The 19,557-nt window shown below is 65.3% G+C and carries 18 protein-coding genes and 1 tRNA gene; 10 read left to right on the top strand and 9 right to left on the bottom strand.

The window, feature by feature from the left end; translation table 11 throughout:
• Window positions 1-177: 177 nt before the first annotated feature.
• Both DEA8626_RS06230 and DEA8626_RS21685 read left to right on the top strand, forming a co-directional pair.
• Window positions 178-921, top strand: coding sequence for an SDR family NAD(P)-dependent oxidoreductase (locus DEA8626_RS06230; RefSeq protein ID WP_108852147.1), 744 nt, complete (start codon window positions 178-180; stop codon window positions 919-921).
• Complete coding sequence (locus DEA8626_RS21685) at window positions 921-2,552, top strand: alpha/beta hydrolase (RefSeq protein ID WP_306418093.1); 1,632 nt, start codon at window positions 921-923, stop codon at window positions 2,550-2,552. The genes DEA8626_RS06230 and DEA8626_RS21685 overlap by 1 nt, the downstream gene beginning before the upstream one ends.
• A 3-nt stretch (window positions 2,553-2,555) precedes the next feature.
• Here DEA8626_RS21685 and DEA8626_RS06220 read toward each other — a convergent pair whose 3' ends face one another.
• Window positions 2,556-3,392 (bottom strand): alkaline phosphatase family protein, encoded by an 837-nt coding sequence (locus DEA8626_RS06220; protein ID WP_108852146.1) that lies wholly within the window; start codon window positions 3,390-3,392, stop codon window positions 2,556-2,558.
• A gap of 171 nt (window positions 3,393-3,563) precedes the next feature.
• Between DEA8626_RS06220 and betC the strand changes: the two genes are divergently transcribed.
• The gene (gene betC, locus DEA8626_RS06215; RefSeq protein ID WP_108852145.1) at window positions 3,564-5,075 is read left to right on the top strand and encodes a choline-sulfatase; all 1,512 of its coding nucleotides are present in this window, start codon (window positions 3,564-3,566) and stop codon (window positions 5,073-5,075) included.
• Between the two features lie 111 nt (window positions 5,076-5,186).
• On the opposite strand, the gene DEA8626_RS06210 is transcribed toward betC, so the two are convergent.
• Window positions 5,187-5,636, bottom strand: a complete 450-nt coding sequence (locus DEA8626_RS06210) for a DMT family transporter (protein WP_245890780.1) — start codon at window positions 5,634-5,636, stop codon at window positions 5,187-5,189.
• A gap of 214 nt (window positions 5,637-5,850) precedes the next feature.
• Between DEA8626_RS06210 and DEA8626_RS06205 the strand changes: the two genes are divergently transcribed.
• The 3 genes from DEA8626_RS06205 to ilvN all read left to right on the top strand — a co-directional run bounded on the left by DEA8626_RS06205 (window position 5,851) and on the right by ilvN (window position 9,456).
• A complete protein-coding gene (locus tag DEA8626_RS06205) occupies window positions 5,851-6,765 on the top strand; it encodes a calcium/sodium antiporter (protein WP_245890842.1) in 915 nt (304 codons plus the stop codon).
• Window positions 6,766-7,069: 304 nt separating this feature from the next.
• Window positions 7,070-8,824 (top strand): acetolactate synthase 3 large subunit, encoded by a 1,755-nt coding sequence (locus DEA8626_RS06200; RefSeq protein WP_108852143.1) that lies wholly within the window; start codon window positions 7,070-7,072, stop codon window positions 8,822-8,824.
• A gap of 71 nt (window positions 8,825-8,895) precedes the next feature.
• On the top strand, window positions 8,896-9,456 hold the full coding sequence (gene ilvN / locus DEA8626_RS06195; protein ID WP_108852142.1) for an acetolactate synthase small subunit: 561 nt from the start codon (window positions 8,896-8,898) through the stop codon (window positions 9,454-9,456).
• A 208-nt stretch (window positions 9,457-9,664) separates the two neighbouring features.
• Here ilvN and DEA8626_RS06190 read toward each other — a convergent pair whose 3' ends face one another.
• Window positions 9,665-9,907 carry an EF-hand domain-containing protein gene (locus tag DEA8626_RS06190; RefSeq protein ID WP_108852141.1) on the bottom strand — a complete coding sequence of 81 codons (243 nt, stop codon included), beginning with the start codon at window positions 9,905-9,907 and terminating at the stop codon, window positions 9,665-9,667.
• Window positions 9,908-10,171: 264 nt separating this feature from the next.
• On the opposite strand from DEA8626_RS06190, the gene DEA8626_RS06185 reads away from it, so the two are divergent.
• Window positions 10,172-10,708 (top strand): RNA polymerase sigma factor, encoded by a 537-nt coding sequence (locus DEA8626_RS06185; protein WP_108852140.1) that lies wholly within the window; start codon window positions 10,172-10,174, stop codon window positions 10,706-10,708.
• A gap of 229 nt (window positions 10,709-10,937) precedes the next feature.
• On the opposite strand, the gene DEA8626_RS06180 is transcribed toward DEA8626_RS06185, so the two are convergent.
• From DEA8626_RS06180 to pdxH, 6 genes are all read right to left on the bottom strand, one after another.
• Complete coding sequence (locus DEA8626_RS06180; RefSeq protein WP_108852139.1) at window positions 10,938-11,171, bottom strand: calcium-binding protein; 234 nt, start codon at window positions 11,169-11,171, stop codon at window positions 10,938-10,940.
• Between the two features lie 333 nt (window positions 11,172-11,504).
• Window positions 11,505-15,188, bottom strand: coding sequence for a vitamin B12-dependent ribonucleotide reductase (locus DEA8626_RS06175; protein ID WP_108852138.1), 3,684 nt, complete (start codon window positions 15,186-15,188; stop codon window positions 11,505-11,507).
• Window positions 15,189-15,696: 508 nt separating this feature from the next.
• Window positions 15,697-15,773: transfer RNA gene (locus DEA8626_RS06170), tRNA-Pro, on the bottom strand.
• A 40-nt stretch (window positions 15,774-15,813) separates the two neighbouring features.
• Window positions 15,814-16,284, bottom strand: coding sequence for a DUF192 domain-containing protein (locus tag DEA8626_RS06165; protein WP_108852137.1), 471 nt, complete (start codon window positions 16,282-16,284; stop codon window positions 15,814-15,816).
• Window positions 16,281-16,814 carry a cold-shock protein gene (locus DEA8626_RS06160; RefSeq protein WP_108852136.1) on the bottom strand — a complete coding sequence of 178 codons (534 nt, stop codon included), beginning with the start codon at window positions 16,812-16,814 and terminating at the stop codon, window positions 16,281-16,283. The genes DEA8626_RS06165 and DEA8626_RS06160 overlap by 4 nt, the downstream gene beginning before the upstream one ends.
• Before the next feature lie 107 nt (window positions 16,815-16,921).
• Window positions 16,922-17,527, bottom strand: coding sequence for a pyridoxamine 5'-phosphate oxidase (pdxH, locus tag DEA8626_RS06155; protein ID WP_108853345.1), 606 nt, complete (start codon window positions 17,525-17,527; stop codon window positions 16,922-16,924).
• 143 nt (window positions 17,528-17,670) lie between these two features.
• Between pdxH and fabI the strand changes: the two genes are divergently transcribed.
• The 3 genes from fabI to DEA8626_RS06140 are packed head-to-tail and all read left to right on the top strand — an operon-like array spanning window position 17,671 to window position 19,527.
• The gene (gene fabI, locus DEA8626_RS06150; RefSeq protein ID WP_108852135.1) at window positions 17,671-18,474 is read left to right on the top strand and encodes an enoyl-ACP reductase FabI; all 804 of its coding nucleotides are present in this window, start codon (window positions 17,671-17,673) and stop codon (window positions 18,472-18,474) included.
• 46 nt (window positions 18,475-18,520) lie between these two features.
• On the top strand, window positions 18,521-19,030 hold the full coding sequence (gpt, locus tag DEA8626_RS06145) for a xanthine phosphoribosyltransferase (RefSeq protein WP_108852134.1): 510 nt from the start codon (window positions 18,521-18,523) through the stop codon (window positions 19,028-19,030).
• A gap of 5 nt (window positions 19,031-19,035) precedes the next feature.
• Window positions 19,036-19,527, top strand: a complete 492-nt coding sequence (locus DEA8626_RS06140) for a DUF2127 domain-containing protein (protein ID WP_108853344.1) — start codon at window positions 19,036-19,038, stop codon at window positions 19,525-19,527.
• Window positions 19,528-19,557: the final 30 nt, after the last annotated feature.

The following is a 19,557-nucleotide window of genomic DNA, read 5'->3' as shown; positions in this document are numbered from 1 at the left end:
GCGCGATACCGCGCGCCAAGCGGCATTCACAAAGCCTTGAGAGTAAGTGGCAGACATTTGCCTGCGCCGGCATGATATTGCGCATCGGCGGCGGGGACGCCGCCTTCGGCCGATGTGGACAGCACGCGAGCTTCACGTTAGTTTATGAACGTTCGTTCATTTAACCGCGAGGCCCCCATGAAGATCGCAGACGCCGCCGCTATCGTCACTGGAGGCGCCTCGGGACTCGGCGCCGCGACCGCCTGGGCACTGCGGGAGAAGGGCGCCCAGGTCACCATCCTCGACCGTGCCGCGGAAGGAGCCGACTACGCGAAGGAGATCGGCGCCGCTTTCGCCGAGGTCGACGTGACCGAGGAAGGTTCCGCCGAAACCGCCGTCGCAGCGGCGCGCGCGGAGATGGGACGGATCGACATCCTCGTCAACTGCGCCGGGATCGCCACCGGCGAAAAGACCCTGGGCCGCGAGGGGCCGCACCGGCTCGAGAGCTTCCGGCGCACGATCGACATCAACCTTGTCGGCACCTTCAACGTGATGCGCCTTGCAGCCGCCGAGATGGCAAAGAACGGCGGTCCCGAGCGTGGCGTGATCGTCAACACCGCCTCGATAGCGGCCTTCGACGGCCAGAAGGGCCAGGCGGCCTACGCTGCCTCGAAGGGCGGGATCGTCGGGCTGACGCTGCCCGCCGCGCGCGATCTCGCGAGCCTCGGCATCCGCGTCTGCGCCATCGCGCCGGGGATCTTCGCAACGCCGATGATGCGGGGGCTTCCCGAGGAGGTGCAGGAAGGCCTCGCGGCCGAGGTGACGTTCCCGAAGCGGCTCGGCGATCCGGCCGAATTCGCCGCGCTCGCCGCCTTCATCGTCGAATGCGGCTACCTGAACGGCGAGGTGATCCGCCTCGACGGCGCGCTTAGGATGCGCTGATGCCGAGGGAGAACCGCGTCACGCCGGAAGGCGCGATCGTCGCCCATCCCGGACGCGGCCTTCTGACGGGCAACCGGGGCATCCTTTACGATACCTCGGGACGCCGACGCTGGAACCATCGCATCAAGGCGTGGATCGCCTGCCGCCTGGACTATCCCGGCCGCCGCCAGCCTCTGGCCTCGGGCCACAGATGGACGCCGCTTTTCTTCCTAGACGAGGCTGTGGCGCTGGCCGCCGGGCACCGGCCTTGCGCCTTTTGCCGGCGGGCGGACTATGACCGCTTGCGCGCGGCCTGGGCGGCGGCGGGCCTCGGCGACGATCCCCGCGCCCCCGAGATCGACCGCTGCCTGCACGCGGCCCGCATCGTGCCACGCCGGGGAACCAAGGTGACCTGCCGGGCGGATATCGCGACCCTTCCCGACGGCGCCTTCGTCGCCATGGCGGGCGGTTCGTGCCTGGTCCTCGGCGACCGACTTCTGCCCTATGCGCCCGACGGCTACCGCCCCGCCCTGCCACGTCCCGGCGGCGGCATCGCCGAGGTAATGACGCCCGCGCCCTTGGTCGCGGTCCTCGCGGCGGGATACCGGCCCATGCTGCATTCATCCGCCGCTGAAGCACCCGCTTCACCCGGCGGCGGGCGCGCCACATGCTCGGGCGTCAACGAGGCCCGGATGGGACGCGCCATGCCCGACGACAGTGTTCTTCTGCCCGAATACGACCGCCTGCTCGACGCCGATATCCGGGCCTTCATCCGCGAGGCCGAGAGCTTCTATCCCCCTGACTGCATCAGCCAGTCGCGTGGCGAGCAGCGCGCCTGCTACGTTCGTCTCTGCCAGGCATTCGATGCGCCGAGGCCCAAGGGCCTAGCGGTCACCGACCGCACATTCGGCGGGGTTCCCTGCCGGGTATACGCCCCGACCGACGTACTCTCCGGCCCCGTGGTCGTCTATTTCCACGGCGGCGGCTTCGTCCTGGGCGGGCTCGACAGCCACGACGCGATTTGCGCCGAGCTTGCCGCCGCGACGGGATATCGGCTCGTCTCGGTCGGCTACCGCCTCGCGCCCGAACACCTGCATCCGGCGCAGTATGATGACGCCCGCGCGGCGGCCGCCGCGGTCGCCGGGGAATTCGCCGCGCCACTGCTTCTGGCGGGCGACAGCGCAGGCGCGACCCTCGCCGCCGCGCTCGCGCATGGGCTGAGGGGCGGTGCGGTCGCGATATCGGGCCAGGTCCTGATCTACCCTTATCTCGGCGGCGACCTCGACCGGGGAAGCTTCCTGATCCATGCCTACGCGCCGCTTCTGACGCGCGATGACATGGTGTACTACGCTCAAGTTCGTTTTGGCGACGGTCCGATCCCACGCGATGCCACGGCCAACCCGCTTCACGACAGCGATTTCTCCGGCCTGCCGCCGAGCGCCGTCTTCGTCGCCGGATGTGATCCGCTGGCCGATGACGGGCGCGCCTATGCCGCGCGGATATCGGCCGCCGGCGGCAGGGCGCGGGTGATCGAAGACTCCGGCCTGGTCCACGGTTATCTCCGCGCCCGCCACAGGAGCGCACGCGCCCGGGACGCATTCCGGCAGATCATCGCGACCCTCTCGGCGCTCGGCCGTGGCGAGGCGCCCTGAGCGTCAGCGCAGGAACGGCTCCTCGCCCATGCTGGCCGGGACGGGGACGCCGAGCCGCGCGAGGATCGTGGGCGCAAGTTGAAGCTGGTCGAGGATCTCGTCCGATGCAGGCCCTTCGGCGGGCCCGAAATAGTAGAGCGCCGCATCCTGCTGATCTGCGCCGGCGCCGCCGTGATGGCCACGCACCGACTGGCCGTGATCGGCCGTCACCACCACCTCGTAGCCCGCCGACCGCCAGCGGGCGACGTAGGGCGCAAGCTGACCATCCAGCCGGAAGCACGCCTTGTCCATCTCTGTGCAGTCGTGCCCGAAACGGTGACCCATGCTGTCGAGCGTGCAGCTGTGCAGCATGCCGTAGTGGATGCCATGACGCTCGTAGAGCATGGTGAGCGTCGCGAACAGATCCGCGTCGCAGGGCGTCATCTGGTTGTCATGGCCGTAGCCCGTCATCGTGTGGAAGCGGCCGTGGCTGATCGGGCTGGCCTGCGGCTCGTCGTATTCGATGTCGCGGACCGGATCGAAAGGAGCGCGGTTGAAGAATTCGGACCAGAAGCTATGGGCGACCGCGCCGGTCCTCCGGCCCGCCTTCGTGGCTTCGGAAAAGATGTCGGGCTCCACCACCCGGAAGATAGTCTCGTTCGAGGTGACGCCGTGGACCTGCGGGCTGACGCCGGTATGGATCGAGGCGTAGCACGAGGCGGAGGTCGAGGGCAGGACCGAGCGGATGCGCCAGACCCGGGCCTCGCCGGACGCGACCCAGCCTTCGAGATTGCCGAAATAGCGCCGCCAGTTGTCGTAGGGCACGCCGTCGATGATGATCAGGAGAAGCTTGCGGTCCAAGGATCGGTCCTTCCGTAGTCGCGAGGGGAATCGCCTCCCCGTCGCGGCGCAGAGTGCCGGGTGGATAACGGCGCTTCAATGACGGTGGCGGCAGCGTCATGTCGCCCCGCGACCAGACTGGCCCCAGCGCCTCGCGCAATCTCGCCCCGAACCTCTCTCGGAGACACGTATATGGCGCGCCGTCCAAACATCCTGATCCTGATGGTCGACCAACTGAACGGCACGCTGTTTCCCGACGGACCCGCCGACTGGCTGCACGCGCCGAACCTCAAGCGGCTCGCCGAACGGTCAGTCCGGTTCAGGAACGCCTACACCGCCTCGCCCTTGTGCGCCCCCGGCCGGGCGTCGTTCATGTCAGGCCAGTTGCCGTCTCGCACGGGCGTCTACGACAACGCCGCAGAGTTCGCCTCCGACACCCCGACCTATGCCCATCACCTGCGCCGCGCGGGCTACCAGACGTGTCTCTCGGGCAAGATGCACTTCGTCGGCCCCGACCAGCTCCACGGCTTCGAGCAACGCCTCACGACCGACATCTACCCCGCCGATTTCGGCTGGACGCCCGACTACCGCAAGCCCGGCGAGCGGATCGACTGGTGGTACCACAACATGGGCTCCGTGACCGGCGCGGGCGTCGCCGAGATCACCAACCAGATGGAATACGACGACGAGGTCGCCTACAACGCGACGGCGAAGCTCTACGACCTCGCGCGCGGGCTCGACGACCGGCCGTGGTGCTTGACCGTGAGCTTCACCCACCCGCACGATCCTTACGTCGCGCGAAAGAAGTTCTGGGACCTCTACGAAGATTGCGAGCACCTCCTGCCCGGAGTGCCCGCGATGGCCTACGAGGACCACGACCCGCACGCGCAGCGCATATTCGACGCGAACGACTGGCGGAACTTCACGATCACCGAGGAGGATATAAGCCGCTCGCGCCGCGCCTATTTCGCCAATATCTCCTATCTCGACGACAAGATCGGCGGCATCCTCGAGGCGCTGGAGACGACGCGGCAGGAGGCGGTCGTGCTCTTCGTCTCCGACCACGGCGATATGCTGGGTGAGCGCGGGCTGTGGTTCAAGATGAACTTCTACGACGGCTCGTCGCGCGTGCCCCTGATGATCGCCGCGCCGGGGCTTTCGCCCCAACGCATCGACGCGCCTGTCTCGACCATCGACGTGACGCCCACGCTCTGCGATCTCGCCGGTGTCTCGATGGACGAGGTCATGCCCTGGACCGACGGGATGAGCCTCGTGCCGCTCGCGAAGGGCACGGAGCGAACCGCGCCGGTTATGATGGAATACGCGGCGGAAGCGTCCTACGCACCCCTGGTCTCGCTCCGCTACGGCCAGTGGAAGTACAACCGCTGCGCGCTCGACCCCGATCAGCTCTTCGACCTCGACGCCGACCCGCACGAGATGAGGAATCTCGCCGCCGACCCGGCCCACGCCGGCACGCTTTCGGCCCTGAAGACCAAATCCGAAGCGCGATGGGACCTCGCCCGCTTCGACGCCGAGGTGCGGCAAAGCCAGGCCCGCCGCTGGGTCGTCTACGAAGCGCTTAGGAACGGCAGCTACTTCCCCTGGGATTTCCAGCCCTTGCAGAAGGCCTCCGAGCGCTACATGCGGAACCACATGGATCTGAACGTGCTTGAAGACTCCAAGCGCTTTCCGCGCGGCGAGTGAGGCAATCTTTCGTGCCTCCGGAGGAGGCATGCTTTTGAGCACGAGAAAGCCGGTCCTTCCCCTGTTTGCGAACACCCTCAGGGCGTGAATGCCGCCTGCCCCGCCGCCACCCTAGCCGCGCTGCGCGAGGACCACACCCGCCGCCATGAGGCAAAGCCCGAGCGCACGCGCGGGCGTCACCTGCCGCACGATGGCACCCATGAGCCCGAACTGGTCGATGAGCGCGGCCGAGAGCAGCTGTCCGAGAAGCACACAGGTGATCGCGTTGCCGATCCCGAAGCGCGGCGCGACCCAAGTGATCGACAGCACGTAAAACGCAACAAGAAGCCCCGCGAGGAAGAGATGCTTCGGTTCGCCGGGCGCCTCGGCGAGCGGCGAAAACCCGGACGTCAGAACGACGACGAGCGCGGTGCCGCAAAACGCCACCGCGAAGAGGACAAGCGCGGCCGCGGGCGGCGAGGCGAGTCGGTGGCCGAGTTGCGCGTTGAGCGCGGCGAGGACCGGGATCCCGATCCCGGCTAGAATCATGATCGCCCCGTATCTCATGGTTTCCGCCGTCATCTCCGCTCTCCGCCGGCTGCCTGTCGCGCCGCGATCCTGCCCGCGCGGACGTAGGCTGTCCATCCGGTCCGCGCGCCGACCGCCCTGCACCTGATCCCGGTCCGCGCCCCCGCGTAGGTGGAAAAATGCAAGGAGAATCCGGCGTTTGCCCTTGCAATGCAGCCCACATTTCCGATCTTGAACACGACCGGACGGGGGTCCCGATTTGACTTACGTGTTCTTCCTCATCGGGCTTGCGGGCCTTTTTCTGGGCGGTGAACTGCTCGTCCGGGGCGCGGTCGGCGTTGCGCGGCGGCTCGACGTGCCTCCTCTGGTAATCGGACTGACGATCGTCGGCTTCGGAACGTCCACGCCCGAGCTTCTGGTCGCGCTTCGGGCGGCGCTGGAGGGAGTGCCGGCCCTCGCCCTCGGCAACGTCATCGGGTCCAATATCGCCAACATCCTCCTGATCCTCGGCGTCGCCGCGCTGATCGCTCCGGTGCCGCTCAGGTTCGGCGATCTGTCACGCGACTTCATGGTCGTCATCGGCGCGACGGTCATCTTCTGGGCGATGCTCGGCGGCGGCGTCGTCTCGCGCGGCGAGGGGGTGCTGCTTTTCCTCGGGCTCATGGCCTATCTCGCGGCCTGTTTCCGCTCGGCGGCAGGCAGCGCCCCGCCCGGACCCGACAAAGGCCCGCCGCCCCTGCTCGGCAAGAGCCTCGCGCTGGCGGCCGCAGGGCTTATCGCGGTCGTGATCGGAGCGGGTCTTCTGGTCGACTCGGCGAGTGAGATCGCCCGCTCGCTCGGGGTGAGCGAAGCGGTGATCGGCCTGAGCATCGTCGCGGTCGGCACCTCGCTGCCCGAACTCGCAACCTCTGTCATGGCGGCGATGCGCGGCCATCCCGAGATCAGCGTGGGCAACATTCTCGGCTCCTGCGTCTTCAACATCTTCGGCATCATCGGGATCACGGCCATGGTGACGCCGGTCCCCGTCGATCCGCGCTTTGCCGGGCTCGACATGACCCTCGCGCTCGCCTCGGCGCTCACCATGTTCGGCTTTGCCGTTCTGCCCGAGCGCGTAAGCCGGGTCGGCGGCCTCGGGCTTCTGACGGCCTACTGCGGGTACATGGCGCTTCTAGGCCCCGCCTAGGCACGGGCCGAGATTCGCGTTTCTTTCGCCGGGCTCGACAGTCGGCGCAATAAAAATAGCCAAACCGCGCGCGTTGCGACACTTTATTGCCGATTTTGCCGGTTGACGCCCCCGCCCGCCCTGCCTAATGTCCGCTGCGCAGCAGCATAGGGAACCGGGCGGATGGCTCCGATCCTCGTACTTGTCAGGACGTGGCGCATGGGCCGGTGACGGTACTCCATACCCGACCCCATGCGCCTCCGGATCGACACCCGGGGGCTTTTTGTTGCCGCACATGCGAGGCGGAAGAAGAGAGAGAAAGACGATGTCACGGCAGATGACCGGTGCGAAGATGGTGGTCCAGGCGCTCAAGGATCAGGGCGTCGATGTGGTCTTCGGCTATCCCGGCGGCGCGGTGTTGCCGATCTATGACGAAATCTTCCAGCAGAACGATATCCGCCACATTCTCGTGCGCCACGAACAGGGCGCGGTGCACATGGCCGAGGGCTATGCCCGTTCGACCGGCAAGCCGGGCGTCGTGCTGGTCACGTCGGGCCCCGGCGCCACGAACGCAGTGACCGGCATGACCGACGCGCTGATGGACTCGATCCCGGTCGTCGTCCTGACCGGCCAGGTGCCGACCTTCATGATCGGAACCGACGGCTTCCAGGAGGCCGACACGGTCGGCATCACCCGGCCCTGCACCAAGCACAACTGGCTCGTGAAGGAACCCGAGAAGCTGGCCGACACGCTGCATCAGGCCTTCCATGTCGCGACCCAGGGCCGGCCCGGCCCTGTACTCGTCGACATCCCCAAGGACGTCCAGTTCGCAACGGGCCCCTATCGCGGCCCGCGCGAAGCCTCGCTCGGCCACTACAAGCCGAAGGTGAAAGGCGATCTCGACAAGATCACCGCGCTTGTCGAGATGATGGAAAAGGCCGAGCGGCCGATCTTCTACACCGGCGGCGGCGTGATCAACTCGGGCCCCGGCGCGAGCCAGCTTCTGCGCGAACTGGCGGACGCGACGGGATTCCCGGTGACCTCGACGCTGATGGGCCTTGGCGCCTATCCGGCCTCGGGCAAGAACTGGATCGGAATGCTGGGGATGCACGGCCTCTACGAGGCCAACCTCGCCATGCATGGCTGCGACCTGATGATCAATCTTGGCGCGCGCTTCGACGACCGGATCACCGGCCGGATCGCCGATTTCTCGCCGAAATCGAAGAAGGCGCATGTCGATATCGACCCCTCCTCGATCAACAAGGTGATCCATGTCGACCTCGCCATCACCGGCGATGTGGGCCATGTGCTCGAAGACCTTTTGAAGGTCTGGAAGGCGCGCGGGCGCAAGGTCAACAAGGCTGGACTGACGAAATGGTGGGGCAAGATCGAGCAGTGGAAGCTGAAGAGTTGCCTTTCCTACAAGAACTCAGACAAGGTCATCAAGCCGCAATACGCGCTCCAGCGGCTCGAGGAACTGACCAGGGGCCGCGACCGATATGTCACGACCGAGGTCGGCCAGCACCAGATGTGGGCGGCGCAGTTTCTGGGCTTCGAGGAACCGAACCGCTGGATGACCTCCGGTGGCCTGGGGACCATGGGCTACGGATTTCCCGCCTCTATCGGCGTGCAGATCGCCCATCCGCAAGCTTTGGTGATTAACGTGGCCGGCGAGGCGTCGTGGCTGATGAACATGCAGGAGATGGGCACCGCCGTGCAGTTCCGCGCGCCGGTCAAGCAGTTCATCCTGAACAACGAGCGTCTCGGCATGGTCCGCCAGTGGCAGGAACTGCTGCACGGCGAGCGATATTCGCATAGCTGGTCGGAGAGCCTGCCGGATTTCGCCAAGCTCGCGGAAGCGTTCGGGGCCAGGGGCCGCAAGGTCGACAAGCCGAAGGACCTCGACGACGCGATCCAGGAGATGCTTGACTATGACGGGCCGTTCATCCTCGACGTTCTCGTCGAGAAGCACGAGAACTGCTTCCCGATGATCCCGTCGGGCAAGCCGCACAATGAGATGCTTCTGGGCGATGCCTCGACCGAGGGTGCGATCCAGTCGGGCGGCGCGGTGCTGGTCTAGTCCGCGGAGTCCGGGGCATCGCCACGGGACCCCCGAGGTATTCGAACAATGAAGAAAGAGGGATTCGGCCCATGTCGGCGTTGAAGATCAAGAAGGGCTCCTCGAGCCACTCCGCCTATGACCTGCGCGATCCGTTCGGCGAGAAGCTGGAATCGCATACGCTGGCGGTGCTGGTCGACAACGAGGCCGGCGTGCTGGCGCGGGTGATCGGGCTCTTCTCGGGCCGCGGATACAACATCGAGAGCCTGACGGTGGCCGAGGTCGATCACGAGGGTCACAGGAGCCGGATCACCGTTGTCACGACCGGCACGGCGCCGGTGATCGAGCAGATCAAGGCGCAGCTCGGACGCCTTGTCCCGGTCCACGACGTCCACGACCTGACTGTCGAGGGGCCTTCGGTCGAGCGCGAACTTGCGCTCTTCAAGGTGGCAGGCACCGGCGAGAAGCGGGTCGAGGCGCTGAGGCTCGCCGACATCTTCCGGGCGAACGTGGTGGATTCCACGCTCGAAAGCTTCGTCTTCGAAATTACCGGGACGCCGGAAAAGATCGACGCATTTGCCGATCTGATGCGGCCGCTCGGACTCGTCGATGTCGCGCGGACCGGGGTGGCCGCGCTCGCGCGCGGGACCTGAGCGGCGGTAGGCGGGCAGGAAACGGCAGGGGAATCGGTTTTCGCCGCCGAGATCGGCATCCACCCGAATACCGAACGGGGCCAGCTGGCGTCGAGCGCGTTCCGGCACCCGCAGTATCGTGTCGAGATGGCAAGGAGGAGAGGAAACTGCGGGGCCCCGGCCGGTTGGCTGGGGAAGGGTGAGCACCGGAGCCCCGCGCCGGCTCGTCTTATCCGTCAGTGGTGAGCGTACCGGCCTCGGTTGCCGCGGTGAACTCCGCGTCATCCACCAGACCGTCGCCATTGGCGTCGATCGCGGCAAATTGGTCTTCGGACAGTGTCGGGTAGCCGACCTGCAGTTCGGCCATGTCGAGGCCGCCGCTGCCGTCAGCGTCGAGGTCCGCAACGCTCTGGGCGAGGGCGCCGGCTGCCGGCATGAGCCCGAGTGCGAGGGTGAAAGCCAGTTTCTTCATCGGAACATCTCCTTGATCGTCCGGTTTCGGAGGGCTCGCCGTTTCGCGGCCCTCACATGTCAGGACGCGGGCGCGGCAGATTTATTCCCGGCCGCGGCCACCCTGCCCCCGGACGCGCGGCACTTCGCGCATGGGGACTGCTTCGCCGCGCGGGAAGTCGCCGGTTAAACGCGCAACCAGGCGGCGATTCCTGGCTCGGCGGAATTCCCCCGGCTTGCGGCGTGGCGCACATGGGTCAATCTCGTCGACGAAAGGAGATCGCCCATGCCACGCTCCAACCGACACGGACCGAACGCCGTCCCCGCTCCCGCCCCCCTCGTCACGCTTATCCCCGACCTCCGCCGGCTCGCGCGGCGGCTCGTCCGCGACCCGGAGGCGGCTGAGGATCTCGTTCAGGAAGCGCTTCTGAGGGTCTGGAGCCAGATGGCGTCAGGCTCCGGCATCGAGGATCTGAAACCCTATCTCATGACCGCCGCGCGCAACATCGCCCGGCGTCCGCCGCGCAAGGCGCTGCCGCTTTCCGACGCACCAGAGCCGAGCGCGCCGCCCGAGGCTCCGCGCCGGCTGGTGCTGCGAGAAGTCGCCGCCGCGCTGTCGCGGTTGCCTGCGGCGGAGCAGCGGCTGATCCTGCGTCATGTCGCGGGTGGTGAAAGCTATGCCGAGATGGCCCGGGCCGAGGACCTGCCGATCGGCACCGTCATGTCACGGCTCGCGCGCGGACGGGCGCGGCTCAGGGCCGATTGCGGCCTGCCCGAGCGGGGACCGGCGGCCGCGCTTCTCGCCGGCGAGGACGCCGCCTGACTGCGAAGCATCAATCGGCGCGTCAAGGCGCGCACCTCAAAGCGCGCGAAGCCGACCGTTCCGGATCGGTCGGAGCGGGAACTCGGTTCCGGTTGCTGAAAGACCGATCCATCACGCGGTGGGGACCAGCAAGGATTTCGCACTTGGCCAGAGAATTCGCGACACATGCAAACGAAAAGACCCCGGGGATCGCCCCCGAGGCCCGTCCGCAGATCGAAGTTGTGGCTGATTACTCGGCCAGCGAGCCGGCTTCTTTGGCGGCGGCCAGTTCGTCGGCATCGACCGCGCCGTCGGCATTGACGTCGACAGTGGCGAAGAGTTCGGCAGTCATGTCCGGATAAGCGGCGGTCATCTCCTCGATCGAGTAAGTGCCGTTGCCATCGGTGTCGGTCACGACGGTCTGGGCATTTGCGGCGGCAGCGAAGGCGGCGACGGCGCCGAGGGCCAGAACGAACTTTTTCATCTCTCGTACTCCAGTAAGGGCATCTGCCCTAGAATCAGCGGCTTAAGCGCCACCGTGGGATATGTGGCGCTTTACGGTGCGTCCTGCAAGTAGTGATAAACGGGAGATCACGGAGCCGAGAACGGACGGGCGAAAAGACGCCGATCTGTTCGCGCGGAGCGGGTTGACCGCGAGGGGCAAAGAAAGCGGGGGGCCGAGGCCCCCCCAAGTTTCGCCGTTCAAGCTCGTCCTTTATACCGCTCGGTGTTCTTGCCTGCGGCCTGAACGTCGTCGGGGGCGAGCGCACCCGCCCCGGAACCTGTCACCGGAGTGACCGGCATTCACTGTCCCTTCTCAACTGCATCCGCTGGTCCCGCCGCAGGTGTTGCACTTCATGCAGGTGCCGTTCCTGACCAGCGTGTAGTTGCCGCATTCGCCGCAGGGATCGCCCTCGTAGCCCTGCATCTTCGCCTTGGTGCGGGCGTCCATCGTCACCGTGCCGGTGGCGACCGCCGTGACGTTCGCGGCCACCATCGCCTGCCCGGTCGCCGGCACCAGCGTGTTGAGTGCCGCAACTGGATCGCCCGAAAGCGCCGTCGCCCCCATGCCGCCCTGCAGGACGACCAGTTCCTGCGGCAGGCGTTTTCTCAAGTAGCCGGTCGACGATATCTGCTTCAGCACTTCGAGCGATTTCGACGCCGCGCTTTCGCTGACTTCGGCCACGTTCGCCTGACCCTCGTCCAAACCGCCACCGAGGTCGTCGAAGCTTGCCCCTTCCGGCTTCACATGGGCGAGGTCGGTGCGGTCGAGATAGCTGATCGCCAGTTCGCGGAAGATGTAGTCGAGGATCGAGGTCGCCTGCTTGATCGAGTCGTTGCCTTGGACCATGCCCGCCGGCTCGAACTTGGTGAAGGTGAAGGCGTCGACGAATTCCTCCAAGGGCACTCCGTATTGCAGTCCGACCGAGACCGCGATGGCGAAGTTGTTCATCATCGCCCTAAAGCCCGCGCCTTCCTTGTGCATGTCGATGAAGATTTCGCCCAGCTGGCCGTCCTTGTATTCGCCGGTGCGCAGGTAGACCTTGTGACCGCCGACGATGGCCTTCTGGGTATAGCCCTTGCGCCGTTCGGGAAGCTTCTCGCGGTGGGAGCGGACCATCTCCTTGATCACCACTTTCTCGATGATCTTCTCGGCGAGTACGGCGGCCTTTTCCTGCATCGAGCCGGTGGCGAGGATTTCCTCGGCCTCCTCGTCATCCTCGACAAGCGCTGCCGCCAGCGGCTGCGAAAGCTTGGAGCCGTCGCGGTAAAGCGCGTTGGCCTTGATGCCCAAGGACCAAGAAAGCTCGTAGGCCGCGAGCGTCTCCTCGATCGTCGCGTCGTTCGGCATGTTGATCGTCTTCGAGATCGCGCCGGAGATGAACGACTGTGCCGCCGCCATCATACGGATGTGGCTGCCGACCGAGAGGAACCGCTTGCCCTTCTTGCCGCAGGGATTGGCGCAGTCGAAGACGCTGTAATGCGCGGGGTCGAGATGCGGCGCGCCTTCAAGCGTCATGGTCCCGCAGACATGATCGTTCGCGGCCTCGATCTGCTTCTTGGTGAAGCCGAGGTGACGCAGCAGGTCGAAAGTCGGATCATTAAGCTTTTCAGCAGGAATTCCAAGAGTTTCCTGGCAGAAGTTCTCACCCAGCGTCCACCGGTTGAAGACGAAGCGGATGTCGAAGGCCGAGGGCAGCGCCGCCTCGATCTTGTCCAGTTCCGCCTGGCCGAAGCCGTGGCCGATCAGCGAGGTGTGGTTGATACCGGGACAGTTGCCCAAGGAGGCGTGGCCGACGGCATAGGCGATGATCTCCTCGATCTGGGCCGAGCCGTAGCCGAGCGTCTCCAAGGCCGCGGGAACCGAACGATTGATGATCTTGAAGTAGCCGCCGCCCGCGAGCTTCTTGAACTTCGCCAGCGCGAAGTCCGGCTCGATCCCAGTCGTGTCGCAGTCCATGACGAGGCCGATCGTACCGGTGGGCGCGATCACGGTGGCCTGGGCGTTGCGGTAGCCGTGCTTTTCGCCGAGCGCCAGCGCCTCGTCCCAGGCTGATTTTGCAAGTTCCACAAGATTTTGGTCGGGGCAGCTCGCGTGATCGAGCGGCACCGGCCTAACCGCCAGATCTGCGTAGCCGTCCGCGTTGCCGTGAGCCGCGATGCGGTGATTACGGATGACGCGAAGCATGTGGTCGGCATTCTTGGCATAGCCCGGGAAGGCGCCAAGCTCACCAGCCATCTCGGCCGAGGTGGCGTAGGAGATGCCGGTCATGATCGCCGTCAGCGCGCCACAGAGCGCCCGGCCTTCATCCGAATCGTAGCCGTAGCCCATGTTCATCAGGAGCCCGCCGATGTTGGCGTAGCCGAGGCCGAGCGTGCGGTAGTCGTAGGACCGCTGCGCGATCTCCTTCGAAGGAAACTGCGCCATGAGGACCGAAATTTCCAGCGTGACGGTCCAGAGCCGGGTGGCGTGGACATAGGATTCGGCGTCGAAGCGGCCCTCCTTGTAGAAGGTCAGCAAGTTCATCGAGGCGAGGTTGCAGGCCGTGTCGTCGAGGAACATGTATTCCGAACACGGGTTGGAACCGCGGATAGCCCCGTCTTCCGGGCAGGTGTGCCAGGCGTTCACCGTGTCGTGGAACTGGATGCCGGGATCTGCGCAGGCCCAGGCGGCATGGCCGACCTGATCCCAGAGCTCGCGCGCCTTTATGGTCTTGGCGACCTTGCCGTCGGTTCGGCGGACAAGCTCCCAGTCGGCGTCGTCCTTCACTGCCTTGAGGAATGCGTCGGTCACGCGGACCGAGTTGTTGGAGTTCTGGCCGGAAACCGTCGCATAGGCCTCGGAGTCCCAGTCGGTGTCGTAGGTCGGGAACTCGATCGAGTCGTATCCCTGCTTCGCGTAGTCCAGCACCCGCTTGACGTAAGTCTCGGGGATCGCCACTTTTTTCGCCGATTTGATGGCGGCTTTCAACGACTCGTTCTTCGCGGGATCCACGGCATCCTCAGAAGAACCGTCCCAGCCTCGGATCGCCGCGAAGATCTCGTTGAGCTGCTGCTCATGCATCTTGGAGCCGGCGACGAGCGCCGCCACTTTCTGCTCTTCGATAACCTTCCAGTTGATAAACTGCTCGATATCGGGGTGATCCATGTCGCAAATCACCATCTTTGCCGCGCGGCGCGTGGTGCCGCCCGACTTGATCGCGCCCGCCGCGCGGTCGCCGATCTTTAGAAACCCCATCAGGCCGGAGGACTTGCCTCCGCCTGACAGGGCCTCGCCCTCGGCACGAAGGGAGGAAAAATTCGTGCCGGTGCCAGAACCGTATTTGAAAAGCCGCGCCTCGCGGACCCAGAGGTCCATGATGCCGCCGTCCTTCACCAGATCGTCCGAGACCGATTGGATGAAGCAGGCATGGGGCTGGGGATGTTCGTAGGCCGAGTTGGACTTTGTGAGCTCGCCCGACTTGTGGTCGACATAGAAGTGGCCCTGGCCCGGCCCGTCGATGCCGTAGGCCCAGTGAAGGCCGGTGTTGAACCATTGGGGCGAATTCGGCGCGGCCATCTGGCGCGCGAGCATGTATCGCATCTCGTCGAAATAGGCGCGGGCATCCTCTTCGGTGGAGAAGTAGCCGCCCTTCCAGCCCCAATACGCCCAGGCACCCGCAAGACGGTCGAAGACCTGCTTGCCCGAGGTCTCACCGCCGTAGCGTTCCTCTTTCGACAGCTCTGCCAGGGGCTTTTCATCGGCGACGGAGCGCCAGAGGAAGCTCGGCACGCCCTTTTCGCGTACCTGCTTCAGACGCGCGGGCACACCCGCCTTGCGGAAGTATTTCTGCGCGAGGACATCCGAAGCCACCTGGCTCCAGCCTTCAGGCACCTCCACCCGGTCGTTCCGGAACACGACCTTGCCGTCGGGATTGCGAATCTCCGACACGGTGGTGCGGAACCGAATCTCCGAATAGGCGTCGGCCCCGGCCTTGGTGAATTTGCGTTCGATCTTCATCTGCCCCGTCCTTCGTTTTACTCCCGCGGCGCAGCCTCTCGGGGGCCTTCGCCGCCTTAGCCATCCGGGACGCGATAGGGACAGTCGCTCTCGCGCCGCGGTCTTGCCCGCCACGCACTCACCGCAAGGTCATGCGGCCCGAGTTAATGCTAATCCGTCCCCGTCGTATCGGCCACTAAATGTTGTGGCTTCTCCGTCAGCCCCCACAACCTGACGTATGGTCGTGGCTCGGGTCAACCGATTTTTCACATTTTTTGGAGCAGAATTTTGTTGACCTCGAATCCCGCCGGCACGGTTCTGGCATGGCCGACGATTCATCCACAGGCCGATGGCGCAGAGTCGTCGGCGGAAATTCGCTTATGTGGCGAGGGTTTGGCCACAGCTTCTGAAGGTCCGCATCAATATCGTCCACAGCCAACAGCGTTTCCAAGGGCTTGGGCGGCCACCCGGCACGAGTGCAGAATGACCACAGTCGCGGCCGCTGTCGGAAGGTCCTGGTCCAGAAGGTTGGTCGGGGCGGCGAGATTCGAACTCACGACCTACGGTACCCAAAACCGTCGCGCTACCAGGCTGCGCTACGCCCCGTCGTCCCGTCTCTAGCCGGTCGGCGCGCGAAGGGAAAGGGTCAAGAGCCGTTGCAGGGCCAGAGCGCGGTTTCCTGGTCGAGCGCGGGGTGTCTGAGCGCAGCCCCCTCGCCCAGACCGATCCGTTCGGCCAGCCCGCCGTTGATCTCCAGCACCATCAGCGTGGCGCCGGGACCGGGAATCGGCGTCTCGTCGTGCGGCACGGCCATCGGATGCACCGCGTTCACCCGCCCGTCGGGTCCGATGAAGATCATGTCGAGCGGGATGAGCGTGTTTTTCATCCAGAAGGACACGTCCTGCGGCTGTTCGTAAATGAACAACATTCCTGTGCTGGCGGGCAGATTATCGCGGTGCATGAGCCCAATTCCGCGTTCCTGCGCTGTATCGGCGATTTCGACGGCGAATCGCGCCTCGCCGCCGGGCCATCGGAACTCGGCGAGATCGGCGGCACACTCCGCCGCAGCTGGACCCGCCAGCAGCGCGAGGAGCGCCGCGACGCGAAAGGTGATCATTTCTTTTCCCTAAGCGCGGCTTCCCAGGACACCACCTGGGCCGCCATGCGCCCGCGCTTGCCATCGATGGCGCGCAGGCATACCGCCTCGCCCGGTTGCAGATCGGCAAAGCCGGACCGCCTGAGCACCTCGATATGGATGAAGACGTCCTCGGGCCGGCCATAGACGTTGGCGAATCCGAAACCCTTGCCCTTGTCGAACCATTTTACGCGCGCGGGCTCCAGCGGCAGCGACGCGATCTGCGCCGCGTCGCTATCGCCGAGATCCTCAATCGGCAGCGGGGACTCGTTGTCCGGGGGCAGGATTTCCCGCACCTCGACGGCCTGGGCGCCGCGCGCGGTCTGCTGGACGACCACGGTGATGCGGGCATTGTCCGCCACCGAGCTTTGACCGAAATTCCGCAGCACATTGGCATGAAGCAGGATATCGCCGCCGCTGTCTTCGGCGACGATGAAACCGAAACCCTTGGCCGGGTCGAACCATTTCACGCGGCCGATCACCTCGCGCTGGCTCTGTTGTTCTTCTGTCATCTTCCGTCGTTCCCAACCCCGCCTGTGTCCCACCATGACAGCGGGGGAGGCGGATTCAAGTCCAGAGCAGCGATAAATATCTTACTGGCAATCCACTTACGCGCCTATCAGGGATAAAGCCGCGCTACCGTCCACTCATCCTCAAGCGTCTCGCGACGCCATCGGAACCGGTCGTGAAGCCGAAATGCGCCATCAGCCCAGAATTCGATCTCGAGCGGCTTCAACCTGAACCCGCCCCAAAAGGGCGGTCGACCTGGCGACATACCACGCGTCGCCGTTACTCGTGCTACATCCGCCATCAGCTTGCGCCGGGACGTAAGCGGTTCGGACTGCCGCGACGCCCATGCTCCGAGTTGGCTCTGGAGCGATCGCGACGCGAAATAGGCATCCGCCTGCGGACCCGACTCGCGGGAGGTCAGCCCTCTGACCCTTATCTGGCGGCGAAGCGATTTCCAATGGATCACGAACGCCGCCTTTCCCGACGCGTCGATTTCACGCGCCTTGGCCGACCCGTAGTTGGTGTAAAAGAGAAATGAGTCAGCCTCAATCTCCTTCAGAAGCACCATCCTTACATTCGGAAGTCCGTCATCGTCTACGGTCGCGAGCGCGATGGCGTTGGCGTCAGTGGGCTCGCGCGGTTCCGCCTCGATGAGCCACGAACGGGCGATCGTGAACGGATCGTCGCCGTTGAATATTCCACGCCGTTCACTCATCACCGTGCGATTCCAATGGCTTCCCATTTGAAGTGCATAACTTACCGCAAACTCTCCCTGAGGTTTTGCCGCCCGCCCTTGAAGCGGGTCTGAACTTAGCCTAATGCTTCGGCACCAACTAAGAAAGCGGCGCGAGGGCACGGATGGCAAGCAATTTGATGGCCGGCAAGCGCGGTCTCGTCATGGGGCTGGCGAATGACAAGTCCATCGCTTGGGGCATTGCCAAAGCCTGCGCAGAGGCGGGCGCCGAGATGGCGTTCTCATACCAAGGCGAGGCGCTCAAGAAGCGCGTGGGCCCGCTCGCCGACCAGGTCGGCGTCAAGGAGCTGGTGGAATGCGACGTCGCGGACGAGGCGTCGCTCGACCATCTGTTCGCGCATCTGGCGAAAGCCTGGGGCAAACTCGATTTCGTCGTCCACGCGATCGGCTTTTCCGACAAGAACGAGCTGCGTGGCCGCTATGTCGACACGAGCGCCGAGAATTTCCGGATGACGATGGACATCTCGGTCTATTCGTTCACGGCCGTCTGCCGCCGCGCATCGGCGATGATGCCGGAGGGCGGATCGCTCCTGACGCTGACCTATTACGGGGCAGAGCGCGTCATGCCGCACTACAACGTCATGGGAGTCGCCAAGTCGGCGCTCGAGGCGTCCGTGCGCTACATCGCCGAGGATCTGGGCAAGGACGGCATCCGCTGCAACGCGATCTCGGCCGGCCCGATCAAGACGCTCGCCGCGTCGGGAATCGGCGATTTCCGCTATATCTTGAAGTGGAACGAATACAACTCACCGCTGCGCCGGAACGTCACGATCGACGATGTAGGCAAGTCCGCGCTCTACCTTCTGTCCGATCTGGGCTCCGGCACGACGGGCGAGGTTCTGCATGTCGATGGCGGCTATCATGTCGTCGGCATGAAGGCCGTCGACGCGCCGGACATCGAGAAGTGATCAACGCCGCGGGGCCAGACGCCGCCCGCCCGTGACGGAGGAAGACATGCCCGCCGACCGTCTGCCGCATGAAAAAGGGTTCCATGTCAGCTGGGACCAGATTCACCGCGACGCGCGCGCGCTCGCCTGGCGGCTCGACGGCAAAGGGCCCGACAACGGTGCCTGGACAGCGGTCGTTGCGATCACCCGCGGCGGCATGGCGCCGGCGATGATCGTCAGCCGCGAGCTCGATATCCGTGTCGTCGACACGATCTCGGTCAAGTCCTACAACCATCAGGAACAGACCGAGGCCCGCGTGATCAAGGCGCCTCAGGCCGACATCATGGGCGATCAGGGCGAAGGCGTGCTGGTCGTCGACGATCTCGTCGATACCGGCAAGACGCTGGAACTGGTGCGCAACCTCTATCCCAAGGCGCACTTCGCGACCGTCTACGCCAAGCCCGAGGGCCGAGCGATGGTCGACACCTACATAACCGAGGTCAGCCAGGATACCTGGATCTTCTTTCCCTGGGACATGGCGCTGCAATACGTCGAACCCTATCGCGGCCGGGATTGACGCCCGTGGCAACGCGAGACGGCGAGAGGCGCCATCTGTTGCATCAGGTATTCGAGCTAAGTATCGCCGCCAAAGCATTGTTCGCGCTTGTGGAAACGCTTTCCGGGATCGGGGTTTTCCTGGTCAGGGCGGAGTGGGTTCAGACGCTCGCCCGCTGGCTGACCGCGAGTGAGCTGAACGAGGATCCCGCCGATGCCCTCGCCCGTTGGACGCTGCATCTGGCGGAGGGCTTTTCGGTCAGCACCCAGCACTTCTGGGCGCTCTATCTCTTCAGCCACGGGGCCGTCAAATTGCTCGCACTGGGCGCGCTGGTCTCGGGTGCTCGCTGGGGCTATCCGCTGTCGATCGTGGTCCTGTGCGGCTTCATCGCGCTGCAGATGCACCGGTTCGTGCTGACGCACTCCGTGCTGATGCTTGGTCTGACGGTCTTCGACCTCGCGGTGATTTGGCTGATCTGGCGGGAATACCGCAGCCTGCCGCAGACGCGCGGCGGCTGACGGGGCGGCGTCCGCGCGGCGCGCGGGTTG

The sequence above is a fragment of the Defluviimonas aquaemixtae genome (assembly GCF_900302475.1).
Classification (GTDB): Bacteria; Pseudomonadota; Alphaproteobacteria; order Rhodobacterales; family Rhodobacteraceae; genus Albidovulum; species Albidovulum aquaemixtae.
This window is presented reverse-complemented; position numbering and strand designations above follow the sequence as displayed.